Source organism: Terribacillus halophilus, assembly GCF_900101385.1.
Classification (GTDB): Bacteria; Bacillota; Bacilli; order Bacillales; family Amphibacillaceae; genus Terribacillus; species Terribacillus halophilus.
In genome coordinates this window covers 81,096-98,968 of sequence record NZ_FMZB01000010.1, presented here as the reverse complement: position 1 = coordinate 98,968, position 17,873 = coordinate 81,096, and the positions used below count along the sequence as shown (strand labels likewise).

The 17,873-nt window shown below is 45.9% G+C and carries 14 protein-coding genes and 1 pseudogene; 3 read left to right on the top strand and 12 right to left on the bottom strand.

Going from position 1 to position 17,873, the window contains the following annotated elements; translation table 11 throughout:
- Nucleotides 1-306: 306 nt before the first annotated feature.
- Nucleotides 307-750 (top strand): YslB family protein, encoded by a 444-nt coding sequence (locus BLQ53_RS15605; RefSeq protein ID WP_093728237.1) that lies wholly within the window; start codon nucleotides 307-309, stop codon nucleotides 748-750.
- 202 nt (nucleotides 751-952) lie between these two features.
- Here BLQ53_RS15605 and uvrC read toward each other — a convergent pair whose 3' ends face one another.
- The 7 genes from uvrC to zapA all read right to left on the bottom strand — a co-directional run bounded on the left by uvrC (nucleotide 953) and on the right by zapA (nucleotide 8,654).
- Nucleotides 953-2,755, bottom strand: coding sequence for an excinuclease ABC subunit UvrC (gene uvrC / locus BLQ53_RS15600; RefSeq protein WP_093728236.1), 1,803 nt, complete (start codon nucleotides 2,753-2,755; stop codon nucleotides 953-955).
- Between the two features lie 79 nt (nucleotides 2,756-2,834).
- The gene (gene trxA / locus BLQ53_RS15595) at nucleotides 2,835-3,149 is read right to left on the bottom strand and encodes a thioredoxin (RefSeq protein ID WP_093728235.1); all 315 of its coding nucleotides are present in this window, start codon (nucleotides 3,147-3,149) and stop codon (nucleotides 2,835-2,837) included.
- Nucleotides 3,150-3,248: 99 nt separating this feature from the next.
- Nucleotides 3,249-3,653 (bottom strand): DUF350 domain-containing protein, encoded by a 405-nt coding sequence (locus BLQ53_RS15590; protein ID WP_093728234.1) that lies wholly within the window; start codon nucleotides 3,651-3,653, stop codon nucleotides 3,249-3,251.
- Between the two features lie 20 nt (nucleotides 3,654-3,673).
- Nucleotides 3,674-6,016, bottom strand: coding sequence for an endonuclease MutS2 (locus BLQ53_RS15585; RefSeq protein ID WP_093728233.1), 2,343 nt, complete (start codon nucleotides 6,014-6,016; stop codon nucleotides 3,674-3,676).
- A gap of 24 nt (nucleotides 6,017-6,040) precedes the next feature.
- Nucleotides 6,041-7,756 (bottom strand): DNA polymerase/3'-5' exonuclease PolX, encoded by a 1,716-nt coding sequence (polX, locus tag BLQ53_RS15580; RefSeq protein ID WP_093728232.1) that lies wholly within the window; start codon nucleotides 7,754-7,756, stop codon nucleotides 6,041-6,043.
- 63 nt (nucleotides 7,757-7,819) lie between these two features.
- Nucleotides 7,820-8,386 carry a CvpA family protein gene (locus BLQ53_RS15575; protein WP_093728231.1) on the bottom strand — a complete coding sequence of 189 codons (567 nt, stop codon included), beginning with the start codon at nucleotides 8,384-8,386 and terminating at the stop codon, nucleotides 7,820-7,822.
- Nucleotides 8,379-8,654, bottom strand: a complete 276-nt coding sequence (zapA, locus tag BLQ53_RS15570) for a cell division protein ZapA (RefSeq protein ID WP_093728230.1) — start codon at nucleotides 8,652-8,654, stop codon at nucleotides 8,379-8,381. The genes BLQ53_RS15575 and zapA overlap by 8 nt, the downstream gene beginning before the upstream one ends.
- Before the next feature lie 123 nt (nucleotides 8,655-8,777).
- Between zapA and rnhC the strand changes: the two genes are divergently transcribed.
- Nucleotides 8,778-9,713: a ribonuclease HIII gene (gene rnhC, locus BLQ53_RS15565; protein WP_093728229.1), complete on the top strand. Its 936-nt coding sequence runs from the start codon at nucleotides 8,778-8,780 to the stop codon at nucleotides 9,711-9,713.
- On the opposite strand, the pseudogene BLQ53_RS15560 reads toward rnhC, so the two are convergent.
- Together BLQ53_RS15560 and BLQ53_RS15555 are read right to left on the bottom strand one after the other, a co-directional pair.
- Nucleotides 9,710-9,992 (bottom strand): annotated as a pseudogene (locus tag BLQ53_RS15560) (HNH endonuclease). The gene rnhC and the pseudogene BLQ53_RS15560 overlap by 4 nt on opposite strands.
- A 299-nt stretch (nucleotides 9,993-10,291) precedes the next feature.
- A complete protein-coding gene (locus BLQ53_RS15555) occupies nucleotides 10,292-11,725 on the bottom strand; it encodes a serine hydrolase domain-containing protein (RefSeq protein ID WP_093728228.1) in 1,434 nt (477 codons plus the stop codon).
- Between the two features lie 816 nt (nucleotides 11,726-12,541).
- Here BLQ53_RS15555 and BLQ53_RS19385 point away from each other — a divergent pair.
- Nucleotides 12,542-13,222, top strand: coding sequence for a YunG family protein (locus tag BLQ53_RS19385; RefSeq protein WP_342005242.1), 681 nt, complete (start codon nucleotides 12,542-12,544; stop codon nucleotides 13,220-13,222).
- A gap of 57 nt (nucleotides 13,223-13,279) precedes the next feature.
- On the opposite strand, the gene pheT is transcribed toward BLQ53_RS19385, so the two are convergent.
- From pheT to BLQ53_RS15535, 3 genes are all read right to left on the bottom strand, one after another.
- Complete coding sequence (pheT, locus tag BLQ53_RS15545) at nucleotides 13,280-15,706, bottom strand: phenylalanine--tRNA ligase subunit beta (RefSeq protein WP_093728227.1); 2,427 nt, start codon at nucleotides 15,704-15,706, stop codon at nucleotides 13,280-13,282.
- A 14-nt stretch (nucleotides 15,707-15,720) separates the two neighbouring features.
- Complete coding sequence (gene pheS, locus BLQ53_RS15540) at nucleotides 15,721-16,755, bottom strand: phenylalanine--tRNA ligase subunit alpha (RefSeq protein WP_093728226.1); 1,035 nt, start codon at nucleotides 16,753-16,755, stop codon at nucleotides 15,721-15,723.
- A 338-nt stretch (nucleotides 16,756-17,093) separates the two neighbouring features.
- Nucleotides 17,094-17,834, bottom strand: coding sequence for a TrmH family RNA methyltransferase (locus BLQ53_RS15535; protein WP_093728225.1), 741 nt, complete (start codon nucleotides 17,832-17,834; stop codon nucleotides 17,094-17,096).
- Between the last annotated feature and the right edge of the window lie 39 nt (nucleotides 17,835-17,873).

Sequence of the window (17,873 nt, the reverse complement as noted above, 5' to 3'; positions counted from 1 at the left end):
GTAGCTCTCTGAATTAACAGAATGATTGCGTTTTCATAACCGATTAAAAATAAAATCGATTGAAAACTAAATACGTTATTAACAATATTATTGTATAACTATCAAATTTAGGCGTCAAGAAAACGCTTTAAAAAATTTACTAATCTATTTTTTTATTTATTATAATCCGCACGATTCCCGGCGAATCTTGTCAGTTTCGTAAACATTGTCAATTCAGCCAAAAGACATTGGCAGTTTACCTGGTTTTCGTGTTAAAGTGAATAAAGATACTTTGTAATTGCAACAAGGCGGGAAAGGAAGACATGCATGCAAAAGAAATTGCAACAATTCGACAAGGATTATATGGAACAGCTCATCACCCATGGAGCCGGCCATGATATATTGCGTTTTGTCAGTATACCAGACTTATTAGGTGAGGATGCATCCTCCATCCTTTATGTCATGGGCAAGAAATTGGCACGGCAAGTAAACCCGTCTTCGATGGAACATATCGAGGACTTTTTCATCCAAATGGGATGGGGGAACCTGAACCTTGTCAAACAGAAACGGCATGAAATGACATTTGAACTCTCTGGAGCACCAGTCGTACATAGATGGAAAGTCGGACTCGGTCAGGAATATCGCATGGAGGCGGGTTTCCTCGCTGCAAGCATCGAACAGATCAAGGAACTTGCTTGTGAATGCGTCGATGAGAATGTGCCGAAGAAAGAATATGTCCAATTCAATATTTATTTCGCCAAGGAAGATTAAAACAGAGGCACCTACTTTAGCAGGTGCCTTTTTTACGTTGCTGTTAAGTTAGTCCAAGTGATTGGGCCGCTTCTGGACAGCTGCTCCGTTCTTCCCATACAAGTGAAACCTTTGCGAGGAGAAATGATATGTACTAGGTATAAATCCCACATCAAGTCCTCCTTATTCAAAAGAAACTAGACCCTGCTTCCAAGGTCTAGTCTTATTCTTCCTGTTCTCCTTCCGTTTCGGCAGGATTATTCAAATGATTCAAAATGACTTGTGCTGTAGGTGCCGGGATTCCAAGCTTGGCAATCTCCTCCACAGAAGCTTCCTGGATTGCTGGCACGGATTTGAAGTGACGCATGAGCAGTCGTCTGCGCTTCTCTCCCACACCTGGGATATCATCCAATTTTGATTTGATTGCGCTTTTTCCGCGCAGCTGGCGGTGGAAGCTGATCGCAAAGCGGTGGACTTCATCCTGGATACGCTGCACCAGGTAAAAGTCCTGGGCGTTTCGATCGAAATCGACTATTTCCGGCGGTGTGCCGTACAGCAATTCGCTGGTCCGGTGCTTGTCGTCTTTGGCTAGACCGCAAACCGGTATGTCCAGTCCGAGTTCGTCTTCCAGCACTTCAATGGCAGCGCTCATCTGCCCTTTCCCCCCATCAATGACAATCAAATCAGGCAGCGGCAGGTTGTCCTGCAACACCCGCTTATATCGTCTGCGAATGACTTCTCGCATTGTATCATAGTCATCAGGCCCTTTTACATCACGTATCTTGTATTTGCGATACTCTTTCTTGTCCGGACGGCCGTCTGTGAAAACGATCATCGCCGAAACCGGATCGGTACCTTGGATGTTGGAGTTATCGAACGCTTCGATGCGGTGCGGCGTTGCAATATTGAGCTTCTCTCCAAGCGATTCGACCGCTTTGATCGTGCGATCTTCATCACGTTCAATCAAGGAAAACTTCTCTTTGATTGCGATTTTTGCATTCTTTCCGGCAAGCTCCACCAGCTCTTTCTTTCGGCCGCGATATGGAATCGATACATCCGTTTCCAAAAGCTGCTGCAAGCCTTCTACATTTGTACCGATCGGCACCAGCACTTGCTTTGGCAGCAAATGGTTCTGATGCAGGTAGAAACGCCCGACAAATGTGAGGAATGTTTCTTCCGGTTCATCGAAGAACGGGAACATACTCACGTCACGTTCGATGAGTTTACCTTGGCGGATGAAAAATACTTGTACACACATCCAGCCTTTGTCGTAGGCAAATCCGAATACATCACGGTCTGTCTGATCCGTCAATGTCATCTTCTGCTGCTCCATGACAGATTCGATATGCTGGATTTGATCGCGCAGTTCCTTGGCCCGTTCGAAATCGAGCTCTTCGGCTGCTTCCTGCATCTTCTGCTGCAGATCTTTCTTGATCTGATGGTGACCGCCGTTTAGGAAAGTTGTAATATTCTGCACGATGTTTCGGTTTGTTTCCTCCGAAACAGGATACACACAAGGTCCTAGGCATTGATGCATGTGGTAATACAAACAGACACGGTCCGGCATCGTATTACACTTACGCAGCGGATACAGTCTGTCCAGCAGTTTCTTCGTCTCCCGTGCCGCAATGACGTTCGGATACGGTCCGAAGTATTTGCCTTTATCTTTTTTTACTTTTCGTGTCACCAGCAAGCGCGGCTGTTCTTCTGCTGTGATTTTCAAATAGGGATATGTTTTGTCATCCTTCAGGAGGATGTTGTATTTCGGATCATATTTTTTGATTAGATTCATTTCAAGGATGAGTGCTTCGATTTCGGAGGAGGTGACAATGTATTCGAAATCCACGATCTCTGCGACGAGCCGCTGGGTCTTGCGGTCGTGTGCCCCGGTGAAATAAGACCTGACCCGGTTGCGCAGGAGCTTGGACTTTCCAACATAAATGACCGTCCCATTTTTATCCTTCATCAAATAACAGCCAGGCTGCGGCGGCAGAACAGCGAGTTTATCAGTGATCGTCTTGTTCATTCGCTTTCCCCTTTTTCTAGTGCTTTACATAAAGGAACCCTTGCTACAAAAATGTAACAAGGGATCTTAAGTCTATCGCTTACGCGTGTTTGTTAACAAGCTCTACAAGTGCTTCTTTCGGCTGGTAACCGATCACTTGATCGACAACTTCGCCATCTTTGAATAGAAGCAATGTCGGAATGCTCATTACGCCGAATTTGCCGGCAGTTGCTTGGTTTTCATCAACGTCAAGTTTTACGATTTTAACTTTATCGCTCATTTCGCCGTCGATTTCTTCCAATACAGGTGCGATCATTTTACATGGGCCGCACCAAGTTGCCCAAAAGTCAGCAAGGACAAGTCCTTGGCTAGTTTCTGTATTAAAGTTTGCATCCGTAGCATTTACAATTGCCATGTTACATTCCTCCTAAATTAAAGCTTTCATCGAGTATAGCACTGCTGCAGTCCGGAACGCTACTAGTTTGCTTAGAAGCGTCCATTCCTAAACATTGCACTAAATACTTGCTCCTATAACATAAGATAATCCTACCGAAATAACAAGCGAAATAAATCCGACAGCCCTATTATCATTGGCGATCTCTGTATCGATTTTGTATGTCGGTGTCAGGAACTCAAAGATGAAGTAACCGATCAAAAGCATCACAAAACCGATCGAGCTCCACATGATACTCTGCAGGATGCCATCATTATGTTCATAAGAGAAGCGCAGTACATTTGCAACACCGAACATTTTACCACCTGTTGCCATCGCCACAGACAGATTGCCACGGCGGATTTCTTCCCAATTCTTATAGGAAGTTACCAGCTCGAAAATAGCCATGAACACGATGATGCACAGCACCGCTACGCTGTAACGCGCAGCTGTCAAGACAATCGTATTTTCCCAAAAAGACTCCATTACCCGAATTCCCCCGCTCATTACTGAAATTCAAGCACGGTTACACCTGTTCCGCCTTCATTCATGCCGCCGGATCGATAGTTCTTCACAGAACGGTGGCGCTTGGCGAATTCCTGCACACCTGTCCGTAATGCACCCGTTCCTTTACCATGGATGATCGATACTTGCGGATATCCAGCCAGCAGCGCATCATCCACATATTTCTCGACGCGGCGCAGTGCATCTTCATAGCGTTCTCCACGTAAATCCAGCTCTGTGCTTACATGATAGGCGGAACCTTTGACCGTTGCAACCGGCTTTTCTTTTAATACGTCCTGTCTCTTTACGAATTCGATGTCTTTTCGTTTCGCTTTTATTTTCATTATTCCAATTTGGAGCAAATATTCTTTGTCGCTGACTTTTTCGACAACGGTTCCTTTTTGTCCCAATGTAAGCAGAAGGACTTCATCACCAGGCAAGAGCTGTTTGGATTCCTTCGTTTGCGGAGCTGCTTTTTCCCCTTTTTTGGCAAGCTCCGGTGACGCATCCTCCAACCGTTTGCGGGCTTCGATGATTTCATGTTCCTTGACGCTCGCTTGATTTTTCATCGTGCGAAGGGAAGCAACGATTTCTTCTGCTTCTTCCCTGGCCCGTTCGACAGCTTTGGCTGCTTTTTCTTCCGCTTTTCGGTACAAGCGTTCACGTTTTTCATCGAATTCCTGCCATTGCTTCTCCAAGTCGCGCTTCAGAGCCTCTGCTTCTTCCAGCTGCGTGCGGGCTGTCTCATAGTCATGCTCTGCCTGTCTGCGGGACGTTTCCAAGCTAGCAATCATATTTTCGACACTCTTCGAATCGGTTCCGATCAATTCCTTGGCGCTATCGATGATCGATTCCTTCAAGCCAAGTCGGCGGGAAATCTCGAATGCATTACTGCGGCCTGGAACACCGATCAGCAAGCGATAGGTCGGTTTGAGTGTTTCTACATCGAACTCCACACTGGCATTGACGACACGATCTCGATTATAGCCATATGCTTTCAACTCTGGATAATGTGTCGTTGCAACGATAGTCGCCCCGCGTTTGATCGTTTCATCGAGGATACTCATCGCGAGTGCTGCACCTTCCTGCGGATCCGTCCCAGCTCCAAGTTCATCAAACAGCACGAGCGATTGATGATCGACTTGCTGGAGGATATCGACGATGTTTACCATATGCGAGCTAAAGGTACTCAAACTCTGCTCGATGGACTGTTCATCGCCGATATCGGCAAATACTTCCGTGAAAACGGCCATTTCCCCGCCATCCAGCGCTGGAACTTGAAGACCAGATTGAGCCATCAGTGTAAACAGGCCGATTGTTTTGATCGTAACGGTTTTACCACCTGTATTCGGACCTGTGATGACGATTGTCGAGTAATCCTCCCCAAGGTCGATATCATTCGCCACTACCTGTTCCGGATCAATAAGCGGATGTCTTGCCTGCTTCAAATGAATGATGCCTTTGTCGTTCATTTTTGGCATCGAACAGCGCATAGCTGCACCTAGTTTCGCACGTGCCGAGATGAAATCAATCTGTCCAAGAATCTCGATATTAGCCAGCAGGATTGCTTCATCTTCCGCAACTCGCATACTGATTTCCTTCAGGATTCGTTCGATTTCCGCCTTTTCCTGCGCTCTTGCTTCCTGCAGCTGGTTGTTCAAGTCAACGACAGCCTGCGGCTCCATGAATAAGGTTTGCCCCGAAGAAGACTGATCATGGACAATACCGCCGATTGCCCCCCGGTATTCCTGTTTGACCGGAAGCACATAGCGGTCATTGCGGATTGTAATGATGGAATCCGACAGCATCTTGCTTTTGGAACGAGTATACGACTCCAGTTTTTCTCGTACCCGGCTCTCATTGGTACGGATACGGGAGCGGATGCCGCGGAGGCGTTCAGACGCACCATCCATGACCCGGCCATGATCATCTATTGCATTCTTGATATGACGCTCCAAATCACTCAGCGAAACAAGCTGGTCCACGAGACTGCGGATGATCGGCAGCTCCGGTTCTTCCAGTTCTTCAATGAAATGCTTCAGGTTCTTCCCGCCATAGATCGTACTCGCAATATCAAGGCATTCATTGGCATTCAGGATACCGCCGATGACGGCCCGCTTGACACTTGCATGGATATCATAAATGCCTCCAAGCGGTATACCGCCGCGAAGCCGGACAATGGAAGCAGCTTCGTCGGTTTCGGCCTGCAGCTGTTCCACCGTTTCTAGCTCCGTTGCCGGCTGTATTCGCATGGCTCTTTTCTTACCGAGTGACGATGCCGCCTGTTCACTCAGCTTTTGTATGATTTTATCGAATTCCAATACACGGAATATTCGTTTATTCATGATTTCCCCCCACTTTTTTAGCTGTTATTTGCGCTGAAAAAGCTCCATCAACTGACTTGTAGACCAAGTATTGATGACAGTCTCCGGTTTCAGCCAGCCTTTGCGTGCCATTGCGACACCTACTTCCATGAATGACAGGGTAGCATAGCTGTGGGCATCGGTATTGACAGCAATCTTCGCGCCAAGCTCCTGGGCCTTTTTCAAATACGTCCATGATAAATCCAGACGGTTCGGATTGGCATTCAGTTCGATGACTGTCCCTGTCTCAGCCGCTTTTTCGATAAGCCATTCCGGATCGGCTGCATAACCGGCCCTTCTGCCGATCAAACGACCAGTCGGATGGGCGATGACATTGACATTCGGGTGCTCGAGTGCTGCTGTCAAACGCGCTTTGATTTGATCTGATGATTGCGAGAAACTAGAATGGATTGCACCGATGACATAATCCATCTCTTTGAGGAAGTCATCGTCAAAATCCAAACGAGCATCCGGCAGGATATCCATCTCGACACCTGCGAATATATGAAAATCAGGATATAGTGCATTCACCCGTTCAATTTCTTCCCGTTGTTTCCGCAGCCGCTTTTTATCCAATCCATTGGCCACTTTCAAATATTTGGAGTGATCCGTAATGGCAATATAGGAATAACCGAGCTCCATCGCTTGTTTGGCCATCTGTTCAATTGATTGGGCGCCGTCACTCCAAGTTGAGTGCATATGCAGATCACCTTGGATATCCGACAGCTGAACAAGTGGCATTTCCTGCTTGAAGCCTTCCAGTTCACCTTGTGCTTCCCTTACTTCCGGCGGTATGAAAGACAAACCGAAGTGTGCGAAAAATTCCTTTTCGGATTCAAACGTTGTCAATTCCCCTGTTTCCACATTCTCCACACCATATTCGCTGATGCGCTCGCCGTGTTTTTTCGCCAGCTGACGCAAAGCAACATTGTGGTCGGCAGATCCGGTGAAATGGTGCAGCGTCGTTGCGAAAGCTGCTGGTTCGATCAATCGGAAATCTACATTGATATCATAGCCTTCTTCCAATGTAACAGATACTTTTGTATCGCCTTTGGCTATTACTTCTTTCAAGTTATCGATTGTAAGCAGCTGCTCCTGTACGCTTTGTGGATCATTGGTTGCAATGATAAAGTCCAAATCCTTTACCGTTTCCTGCATCCGGCGCAGACTGCCCGCCCGGGCATACTGTTCGATATCTTCCAGTGAATCCAAGAAAGTCTCGATCCTTTCTGCAAGCGGCAGCATCATCGCAATCGGGATACGTTCTGGTCTGGACCCGACATTAGACAGACCATCTAGGATCTTTTCAGCCGATTTCTTTCCGAATCCGCTTAACGATGCGACTTTCCCTGATTCAACTGCTTCTTTCAAAGAAGTCGCATCCACCACACCGAGCTCCTGATACAACTTAGCAAGCTTTTTCCCACCAAGACCAGGCAAATCAAGCAGCGGTACCAATCCTTCCGGTACATCTTCCTGCAGTTGACGCAATGTATCAGATTCTTCATTTTGAATATATTCTTCGATGACCGCTGCAGTGCCCTTGCCTATTCCGTTCAACGATGTGAAATTTTCTATCTCATCAATTGATTGGTCATTGGCTTCCAAAGCCGCCGCAGCCTTCCGGTAAGCTGATACCTTGAATGTATTTTCCCCTTTTAGCTCAAGATAAATTGCAATTGTCTCAAGCAATTTTACGACATCTTTTTTATTGACTGCCATTATTCTCATCCTCCCAAAACAAGGTAGAAAACCCTTGCGCACGATGCCGCAAGGGTTAACATGTCATCCCATCAGTTCAGTGGGTAATTTATTTGCAACATGGTTCAGCCACAGATCCTTGATCTCACCTGAAATATATGGTGTATGCTCCACGATCCATGCCGCCAGTATCGACCTGTCCAGCGCTTCCTGCACTGGTGTGATGGGCAGCAATACCGATAGATATAGAATCACGAATGCGAGCAGATAGATTTCAATGAATCCAAGTGCACCGCCAAGCAGTTTATTGACAGAACGCAGGATCGGCAAGTCCGCTATGAAATCCAGCATCGATCCGATGATGTGCAATATGATTTTGGTCGCAAAGAAAAGAATAGCGAACGCGATTGCATTGTAGAAAACCTGATCCAGCGGTACGGCACCGAATATGTCAGACCAAGCACTGTCGGATGAGACATCGGGATATGGAATCCATAGTTCAAGCTTGGGTGCAAGCTGGTCATAATAAATAGCTGCAACAATGAATGACACGATAAAGCTTGCTAAGTGAAACAGCTGCATGATGAATCCGCGCTTCAAGCCGACGAGTACGCCGAACAGGAGCATGGCGATGATAAGTAAATCAATCATTATCCTTTCTTGCCTCTTTCCTTGTGATAGAGCCTAGCAATTGTGCATACTCTTCTTTCAGTTTCAAATAATCATTTGTTGTATTGACAGCCGTCAAAACGGCCAGTTTAGCAGTATCAAGATTCGGATTCGCTTCATGGATCTCCGACATCTTCTGATCGACAAGGCTCGCCACCATCCGCACGCGATGGGCTGGCTCCTGTCCGACAATTGTATAGGAGCGGTTATGTATCTCCACCGTTACACGTGTTTTATCAGATTGGGACACGTTCTCCCCCCTCACTTCTCTTATAATACTAGTCTTTATAGTAACATGAAGGGGTCGATTTAGGAAACTATTCTGTATAGACGGATGGCATGCTATACTAATTGTCAGATTGGAGAGATGAACGTGGGACAAATCGTATTGCAACTGCCGCTGGATACGATCCAGCAGATGAAAAAAACATACAGCAGCACGGAGAAGGCAGCGCCTCCGGGAGCAGTCTTTTCAGCGAAGACACCAAGCTGTGCGATCACTGCATATAAATCCGGAAAGGTCCTTTTCCAAGGGAAAGCGCCGGAAACAGAGGCTGGTAAATGGGGAAGCGCTAAAGCAGCCCCCCAAAAAAATACAAGTTCGAAACCGAGCGTCAATGATCACAAGTATGCGCCAGCACCCAGTTTGTTCACCGCTTCCCATATCGGCTCGGATGAAGCTGGTACTGGTGACTTTTTTGGCCCGATTACGGTGGCGAGTGTATACGTCGATCAAAGCCAGTTCGCCCTTTTGAAAGAGCTCGGTGTCAAAGATTCCAAGCTGCTGAAGGATGATAGCATCCAGCGTATCGCCAAGGACTTGATGCATGTCGAACTTCCTTATTCCCTGCTTGTGATGCGCAATGAAAAATACAATCAGCTTCAACAGCGAGGCTGGTCGCAAGGAAAGATGAAGACGATGCTGCACCACCACGCCATCCAAAAGCTGCTCGCAAAAATCGCACCGACACAGCCGGAAGGAATACTGATCGACCAGTTCCAGCTGCCCGCAACATATATCAAGCATCTTGCAACTGAAGGAGAAAGACTGCAGCAGAACGTCAGCTTCATGACAAAGGCAGAAAGCCATTCCCTTGCGGTAGCGGCTGCTTCGATCATTTCCCGGGCAAGCTTTTTGAAAGAAATGGATAAACTGTCCAAACATGCAGGATTCACTATACCAAAAGGTGCCAGTGCAAAAGTCGATCAAGCAGCAGGACGCCTCATCCGGACACATGGGCGCCAAGCATTGCCAGTGTTCACGAAGATGCATTTCGCCAATAGCGCCAAAGCGGAGAAATATGTTTAACCACGGCGGCTATTGGCTTTCTTGGTTCGCACAAGCCTGCTCGCAGGCTGTTTGCGGATCCATTTGATGTGTTTGGATAGTATTTCATCCATCCGAAGCATTTCGATCGACCCAGGCCAAGCTGCAAGCTCTTCATTCGTGTACAAAGCATGGATTTGCTAATGGCATGGTATACATATCATAGCTGTATCCAAAAAAGTGCCGCCCATTTCCTTCGGGATTAGAAGATGCTCTGTTGCCACAGAGTTCGCATCTGCCTGTTTGCTGTTGTCTCGCCATCTCTTTCCTCCTGCTTTTTACCAGTATAGACAGGAATGCTGCCTTTTAACAAAACGACCTCACCCCGATAAAATATCGGAAAAAGCCGCATTCACTCTTTTTTCAACTATCTACTTGACAGGATTCAGTGCCTCCACGAATAACTGATTTCCAATAGTTTTTCGCCTCGAGAACTGGTTTTTTCCTCGTTTAACATCATACTAACTAGTGCTACCCCGATGATGGAAGCGCATTAAGAAATATCTGTGAAAAGCCGGCAGTTGAAATGTTGTGCACCTTGCAAATGGCGGTGGATTCCTTTACTTCCCTTCATCTACCTTTGGAATTTGTCGTAATACAAACTCAACTCGATGTATTTTCTTATCCTTATTTCTTAAAAAACGAATCGTAGAATCCATTTCTCTTATGGTAAGTAAAAACTGATCATTCCCAATTGGGTTAAGTTCTATATCAGGCATACCAGCGATTGCTACATGCAGTCTGCCGTTCTCCACATAAAATTTATTTATCATACCGTCACCTGATATGAAGGTACCCTCAAATTCTTTTAAACTCTCAAGATCTAAGTCGACAACTTCCACGTTTAAGTGTGATGCATCGATGGTTTTGTTCAAATGAAGACTGGAAAATGCGCTAAACAGCAGTTTTGAAGATGGGGCTCCTGCTAGGTTTGCAAGGGATATTCCCGTTAGATTAAGTTCAGGCAAGATATTCATCTGGGCCGTTACCCCTTTAATATCTCCTCCATGATGAATAAGCTTATATCCAAAGAAATCTGGAATGATCACTAGACCGTAACCGTAATAACTCCCATGTGAACATTTAATATGCGGTGTTGTCATTAACTCTACACTTTCAGGGGACAGGATTCGTGTACGACCAACTTTTCCGGCATTCCGAATAATTTCCGTAAACTTGAGCATGTCATTCACTGTCGATTTTAAAAATCCTGCTGCACGCATTGCTGGAGCGTCCCAAGGATTATTGGACCTGAATATAATCTCTTCACCATCCTGCTCTCGCATGTCATATAAAATGGCAATATCTTCATACCCATTCAGAGTCTTGTATTGAAAACCACTGTTATGCATACCGGCAGGCTCTAAGATATTTTCTTGCACATATTGTTCATACGGCTTACCGCTGACTCGTTCGATTATTGCACCCAAAAGGGCGTACGCGTCATTAGAATAACTGAATTCAGTTCCCGGTTCCCCAAGCAGCGTAAATTCTGCCTTAGCGATGAAATCCATTACTTCAGCATATGTATCGATCGCTTGAATCGCATCCAATGGATTCTCTTGCTGTTGATCTCCCCCGAGTTTTGGGTCCTTTTCCATACTTCTCTTAATTGCGCCTATCAAAGTGGCTAATGGCGGCAAACCTGATGTATGCGTCAAAAAATGATGAATCGTCATTTGCTTTGCTTGCTCTTCATTCGGTGTCTTAAATTCCGGCAAATATTTGTTGACACAATCGTTTACCGTCAGCATTTTTTTCTCTTGTAACTGAAGTATGGCAGTAGCTGTAATAGCTTTTGTTATGGAACCTACACCAAAAACGGTATCTGCTGATAACGGTGACTTTGCCTCACTGTCACGATATCCAAACCCTTTCCCATAACACAATTGACCATCTTCGGCTAATCCAATTGCAAAACCAGGTACTTTATATTTTTTCAAAATTTCATCGCTATATCGTTCGAAGTCACGGATTCCTGTTTCTTGATTCATGAAGTAACCCCTCTCTCTTTTTATATTAGATTCAAGTTCATTGTAAGCATTTCAGATTGCTTTTACATCGTTCCTTAGATTGGAATTCCCTCAGTCTTCAGTCCTACAAAGGGACAACTGGAATAACCCTTTAGGTAATGCTTACATCGGACATTTTTGACTTAACTTCTTTGAAATAGCTAGTTTTTCAGTGGCCTCATTCCAGTTGCTTCCCTTTTACACTGCTACTAGAATAGCACCCCTGCATGCAATGCATTACTAATAAGTTATTTTATGGATTTCCTTAGAGTTGGCTTGACATTGAAAAAAGAAGAAACTTCCTATAACGTCTATAGTGAACAAACCATCATATTGCCAGAGAGGAAGTCTTGCTTGTACACACAGTTAACTACGGTTATCCTTCACTTACAAAGTTTTCAATTAAATTATCGGGCAAAAACGCATCAGAAGATGAACTGAATCCTAGATGTCGTTCCCTTGTCTCAGGACCATGTTTGCCCTTTGGGTCTTCAAAAAAGCAGAACCATGCTAACGTGTATTGTGCCAGGCTTGGAATTCCACAGGAAAGACAATTTATATCTGAGTGCCTGTTCTAGATGGGGATTGTGGAATTACTTGGACACCGGAAGGAATCAACAACCTAATCAGATCACTGAAACACAGAAGTTAAGAAGTTATCGTTGTCTCCCAATCTGTATAAATTCAACCCGTGAACAGCAGGGAATGTCGGCAAACTGCTTAAGCATACATACGTTTGAGAAAGCATCTAGCTCGTTTTACTGTGGAGAACTGAGAATAACAAAAGGAGGGACAACGATGGACATTGCTCATATTGAATCAATTTTATTACATGCTTGGTCGATAAAGACAAGCTCCAAGTGGACACAAACAAACCCGGCAAAAGGCCAATGCAGTGTCACTGCACTCGTGATACATGATTTGTTCGGCGGAGAAATTGTCAAAACTGCCGCACCGGACGGATGGCATTTCTACAACATGATAAAGGGGAACAGATTCGATTTTACCGCATCGCAATTTGAAGAAACGCTGATTTATGAAGATCTTCCTTCCAGCCGCGAAGATGCCTTTTCTGATACGAGTTTGACACAGTATGAGGAACTTAGAACGCAGGTGTCCCTATCTTTGAAGTCGTGGAACTATCACAGGTATTTACATGTTTATGCGCAGCATTCCCATCATCACGAATCTTTTATTGTAGGAAACAGGGAAGGGTTGGTTGAACTTCGGGATCTTATCGATTTGGCGTTAGCGAACAACACATCGGTCGGTGGTTTCTTTCCTTCCGATGACGAAGGCTATTCCCTATATGTAGGGTTGGTTGAAAATGAGGAATTGTTTCAATCGCTGGAAATGCCTTATACAGAACAGTTCGGGGAGAAGAACAACAATATCTATTTTGTGAATTTGAAAGAAGATCCAAAGGCCCCTTATTCCCCTATCATATTGTTTCCCAAAGTGGACGCAGATGAAGCGTGATTTCGCGTGTATTAAAAAAGGATGACAGAGTCCTAAAGACCCTGTCATCCTTTTCTATTAACTTCTTAATTCTGCATCATGCTTCGTTTTCACGTTTTCGATGATGCTGTTATAAGATGCTTCCACTTCTTCATCTGTCAGGGTGCGTGTCGGATCCTGGTAAAGCACTGTAAAGGCGATTGACTTTTTGCCTGCTTCCATGTGCTCCCCTTGATAGACATCGAAAATCTGCACCTGTTGGACAAGGTTTCCGCCAGATTCACGGATCGTTCGCTGGATGTCACCAGCGTGTACCGCTTCACTCACTACAAGCGCGATATCCCTTGTTACAGATGGATGTCGCGGAATCGTACGGAAGCTTGGTACTTCCTCGTATTGATCGATCAAATAAGCAATGTCCAAATCGAACACATACGTTTCTTTCAGATCAAAAGCTTTTTGAACTGTCGGATGCAGCTGACCTACGACGCCAACTACGCGATCGTTATGAGAAACGGTTGCCGTACGTCCTGGATGGTAGCCATCAACTTGTGCTTGCTGGAATACCGGCTCAAGATCCAGTTGTGCAAAAATGCCTTCTACGATTCCTTTTGCCACATAGAAATCAACGGGCTTTTTCTCTTGCTGCCACGGCTGTTCCATCCAAGTACCAGTCAAAGCACCAGCAAGGCGAGCTGTTTCGTTCGGCTGCTCTGTAATCTGTTCTTCTTTGGACAGAAATACGCGACCAAATTCGAAGTAGCCCAAGTTCTCTTGTTTACGAGCAACGTTGTAGGACAGTGTATCCACAAGCTCAGGAATGATGCTAAGACGCAAGTGACTATGTTCTTCACTCATCGGCATTTTCAATGCAACCGGATAAACTGCCTGCTCCTTCACATCAGGACTCACAAGCATTTCGGTACGGGCTTTGCTCGTCAATGAGTATGTGATTGTTTCCATCAGACCAGCACCTTGCAAGTACTGCTTCAGTTGGCGCTTCAAATATTGCTTCGTCGTCAGCTTACCTGCGAAGGCTTCCCCTTGTGGCAATGTGTATGGGATATTATCGTAACCGTAAATACGAGCGATTTCCTCCAGCATGTCTTCGAACAAGCTGATGTCACCGCGTCTAGTTGGTACAGAAACAATGAACTCGCTGTTATCCTGTTCAAAGCCGAATTGTAGTCTGGTAAGGATGGATGCAATTTCCTCATCGGAGATTGTTGTACCCAAACGGTTATTGACACTAGCAGTATCGATCTTGACTTGCTTTTCCTTACGATCAAGTTCGTCGAATTCCACTACTCCTTGTGCAATTTTACCGTCGGCATATTCGGCAAGAAGACGTGCTGCATAGGCTCCAGCTCGTTTCACGCGATTCGGATCGATGCCTTTTTCATATCGTGCACTCGCTTCACTTCGCAAATTATGATGCTTGCTGGAGCGGCGGATGGCACGGGCATCGAAGTATGCTGCTTCTAGCAATATCGTCTTCGTATCATCGGAAACCTCAGAATTAGCTCCGCCCATCACACCAGCAAGAGCAATCGGCTCCGTTCCATTCGTGATGACAATTTCATCACCTTTCAACGTGCGCTCCTGATCGTCTAGTGTTTGGATTCTCTCGCCTTGCTTAGCAGTACGCACAACGATTTCCTTCGTTGCCACTTTGTCATAATCGAACGCATGCAATGGCTGTCCGTAAACAAGCAGTGCATAGTTCGTGATATCAACAACGTTATTGATCGGGCGAATACCCGCTGCCATCAAGTAATTGCGCATCCAAAGTGGTGATGCACCAATTGTAACGTCTTCGATGACGAACGCGCCGTAATACGGGTTAAGCTCGCCGTCTTCCACTTTCACTGATACAAGATCAGCCGCTTTGCTGTCGCTTGTCTGATAACTTTCCTCAGGCTGTTTGACTTCCTTGTCAAGGATCGCTGCCACTTCATAGGCAACACCAAGCATGCTCATCGCATCGGCTCGGTTTGGTGTCAAACCAAGCTCAAGGATGACATCATCCAAGTTAAGCAATTCCGCTACTGGGGTACCGACTTCCGTATCCTCCGGGAAAACGAAAATGCCATCTGCAACATCCTTCGGTACGAATTTCTCATCGATGCCAAGCTCTTGCAGTGAGCAAACCATGCCATGTGATTCCACTCCACGCAGCTTTGCTTTCTTGATTTTCACGCCGCCAGGAAGACGAGCTCCCGGCAGTGCGGCTGCAATTTTTTGCCCTTGGGCGATATTCGGCGCCCCGCAAATGATTTGATAAGTCTCTGTGCCAACATTGATTTGGCAAAGATTCAATTTGTCTGCATTCGGATGCTGTTCACAGCTCTCCACGTAGCCCACGAAAACATTCGTGCTTTCTGGTGCTACACGCTCGATACTTTCTACTTCAATGCCGGAGCGCGTGATTTTTTCAGCCAAATCCTCCGGTGAAATATTATCTATGTCTACATATTGCTTTAACCAATTCAAAGATACATACATATTTTTGCCTCCCGTTATGCCTTATGGTATTGCGATAGGAATCGTACATCATTCGTATAGAAGTGACGGATATCATCGACGCCGTACTTGAGCATCGCGATACGCTCAACACCCATACCGAATGCGAAGCCGGAATATTCTTCCGGATCATAGCCGCTCATACGAAGGACGTTGGAATGCACCATGCCGGCACCTAAGATTTCGATCCAGCCAGTATGCTTACATACATTACATCCTTTTCCGTCACAAACCTTACATGTCACGTCGACCTCAACAGATGGCTCTGTGAACGGGAAGAAGCTTGGACGAAGACGAATTTCCCGGTCGGATCCAAATAGTTTGCGGGAGAATTCCAGCAGGACACCTTTCAAGTCACTCATGCGGACATGCTTATCGACCAGCAGACCTTCGATTTGGGTGAACTGATGGGAATGTGTCGCATCGTCTGTATCACGGCGGTACACGATACCTGGGCAAATCATTTTGATTGCTTTATTGCCGTCGTATTCGCGCATTGTACGAGCTTGCACCGGAGAAGTCTGCGTGCGCAAAAGCAAGTGATCTGTAACATAGAAGCTGTCCTGCATATCACGTGCAGGGTGATCCTGCGGCAAGTTCAAAGCTTCAAAGTTGAAATAATCCGTTTCTACTTCTGGGCCTTCTTTGATTTCAAATCCCATGCCAAGGAAAAGATCTTCCACTTCTTCGATGATGCTAGTCAATAGATGAGGCCCGCCTGTTTTGACAGGACGTCCTGGCAATGTGACATCGATTGCCTCTTTTTGCAGCTGTTCATTCAGTGCTGCTTCTTCCAATAAACTCTTTTTGTTATCCAATGCTGTTGCAATTGCTTCCCGGACTTTATTCGCCAATTCACCGATTACCGGACGTTCTTCCGGAGAAAGTTTCCCCATTCCGCGGAGTACTTCGGTGATCGGGCCTTTTTTTCCTAGGTACGCGACACGCACATCCTGCAAACTCTGCAGATTATCTGCTTGCTGTACTTTTTCGATGGCTTCTGCCTGCAATGCTTCGAGCTTTTCTCTCATGCTTTTGCCTCCTATGATTTTTGAGCATAAAAAAAGCCCCTCCCTCTAAAAAGGGACGAGCTTTCATTCGCGGTACCACCCTTGTTGGCATACATGTATACCCAACTTGAAGCTTGATAACGGATCTAGCAATCCGGAAACACCTTTACTTGCCACAAGACAAGGTCCCGGTGCCTGCTCCAGAGTGAAGGTTCATCCGCTGCCGCCAGCGGCATGCTCTCAGTCAAGGCACACCTTCCTGTTGCTCGCGATCCGCAGGGATTACTGACTCTTTCCACGCATCTCAATATGAATCTTGTTTCATTATAGAAAATCCCGGGACAACTTGCAACCTGCTTTTACCTATTAACCGTATGATACAGCAGGATACCTGTCGCAATACTCACATTCAAGGATTCCGCCTTCCCGAAAATCGGAATCTTTACTGCCATATCGCTTTGGGCAATCAATCGTTTGTCGATGCCGGCACCTTCATTTCCGACAAGCAAGGCTGTTTTTTCCGGCGCCGTCAAATCGCGGTAATCGACTGCCCCTTCCAAAGCAGCAGCCCACACTGTATAGCCGTTTTCTTGCAGCTCCGGTAATAATAAGGCCAAATCGGCAGTCAATACAGGCAAATGGAAGATCGATCCTTGTGTGGCACGGATCACCTTGTCATTATATCGATCAGCAGAGCCTTCCCCCACATAGACAGCATCATAACCGGCCGCATCCGCCGTGCGGATGATCGTCCCTAAATTACCAGGATCCTGAACTGCATCAAGCAGCAAGATACGATTATGCCGTTTTAATTTCTTATCCTGCATCTGTACGACGGCCGCAATTCCTTGCGGTGTCTCTGTCTCCGTGATCGATTTAAAGACATGATCCGATACACGGATAGGTTCCAGATGCTCCGCCCATTCCGGCAGCTCGGTCTCTTCCCGCAAAATGATCTGGTCGATCGTCCAGCCAGATTCGATCGCTTCCTCCACTAGATGGAAGCCTTCTATGATGAAGGTATTCGTTTTTGTCCGCTCTTTTTTTCGTTTCAATTTCTGCCATTGTTTTACCTGGGCATTTTGGGTTGATGTGATCAACGCACGTTCACTTCCTCTATCTTGACATATCCTCTATCA

Excerpts from the sequence above, each read along its gene's own strand:
- BLQ53_RS15605 (WP_093728237.1), top strand. The coding sequence starts at position 307 with ATGCAAAAGAAATTGCAACAATTCGACAAGGATTATATGGAACAGCTC.
- uvrC (WP_093728236.1), bottom strand. The coding sequence starts at position 2,755 with ATGAACAAGACGATCACTGATAAACTCGCTGTTCTGCCGCCGCAGCCT.
- trxA (WP_093728235.1), bottom strand. The coding sequence starts at position 3,149 with ATGGCAATTGTAAATGCTACGGATGCAAACTTTAATACAGAAACTAGC.
- BLQ53_RS15590 (WP_093728234.1), bottom strand. The coding sequence starts at position 3,653 with ATGGAGTCTTTTTGGGAAAATACGATTGTCTTGACAGCTGCGCGTTAC.
- BLQ53_RS15585 (WP_093728233.1), bottom strand. The coding sequence starts at position 6,016 with ATGAATAAACGAATATTCCGTGTATTGGAATTCGATAAAATCATACAA.
- polX (WP_093728232.1), bottom strand. The coding sequence starts at position 7,756 with ATGGCAGTCAATAAAAAAGATGTCGTAAAATTGCTTGAGACAATTGCA.
- BLQ53_RS15575 (WP_093728231.1), bottom strand. The coding sequence starts at position 8,386 with ATGATTGATTTACTTATCATCGCCATGCTCCTGTTCGGCGTACTCGTC.
- BLQ53_RS15555 (WP_093728228.1), bottom strand. The coding sequence starts at position 11,725 with ATGAATCAAGAAACAGGAATCCGTGACTTCGAACGATATAGCGATGAA.
- BLQ53_RS19385 (WP_342005242.1), top strand. The coding sequence starts at position 12,542 with ATGGACATTGCTCATATTGAATCAATTTTATTACATGCTTGGTCGATA.
- pheT (WP_093728227.1), bottom strand. The coding sequence starts at position 15,706 with ATGTATGTATCTTTGAATTGGTTAAAGCAATATGTAGACATAGATAAT.
- pheS (WP_093728226.1), bottom strand. The coding sequence starts at position 16,755 with ATGAGAGAAAAGCTCGAAGCATTGCAGGCAGAAGCCATCGAAAAAGTA.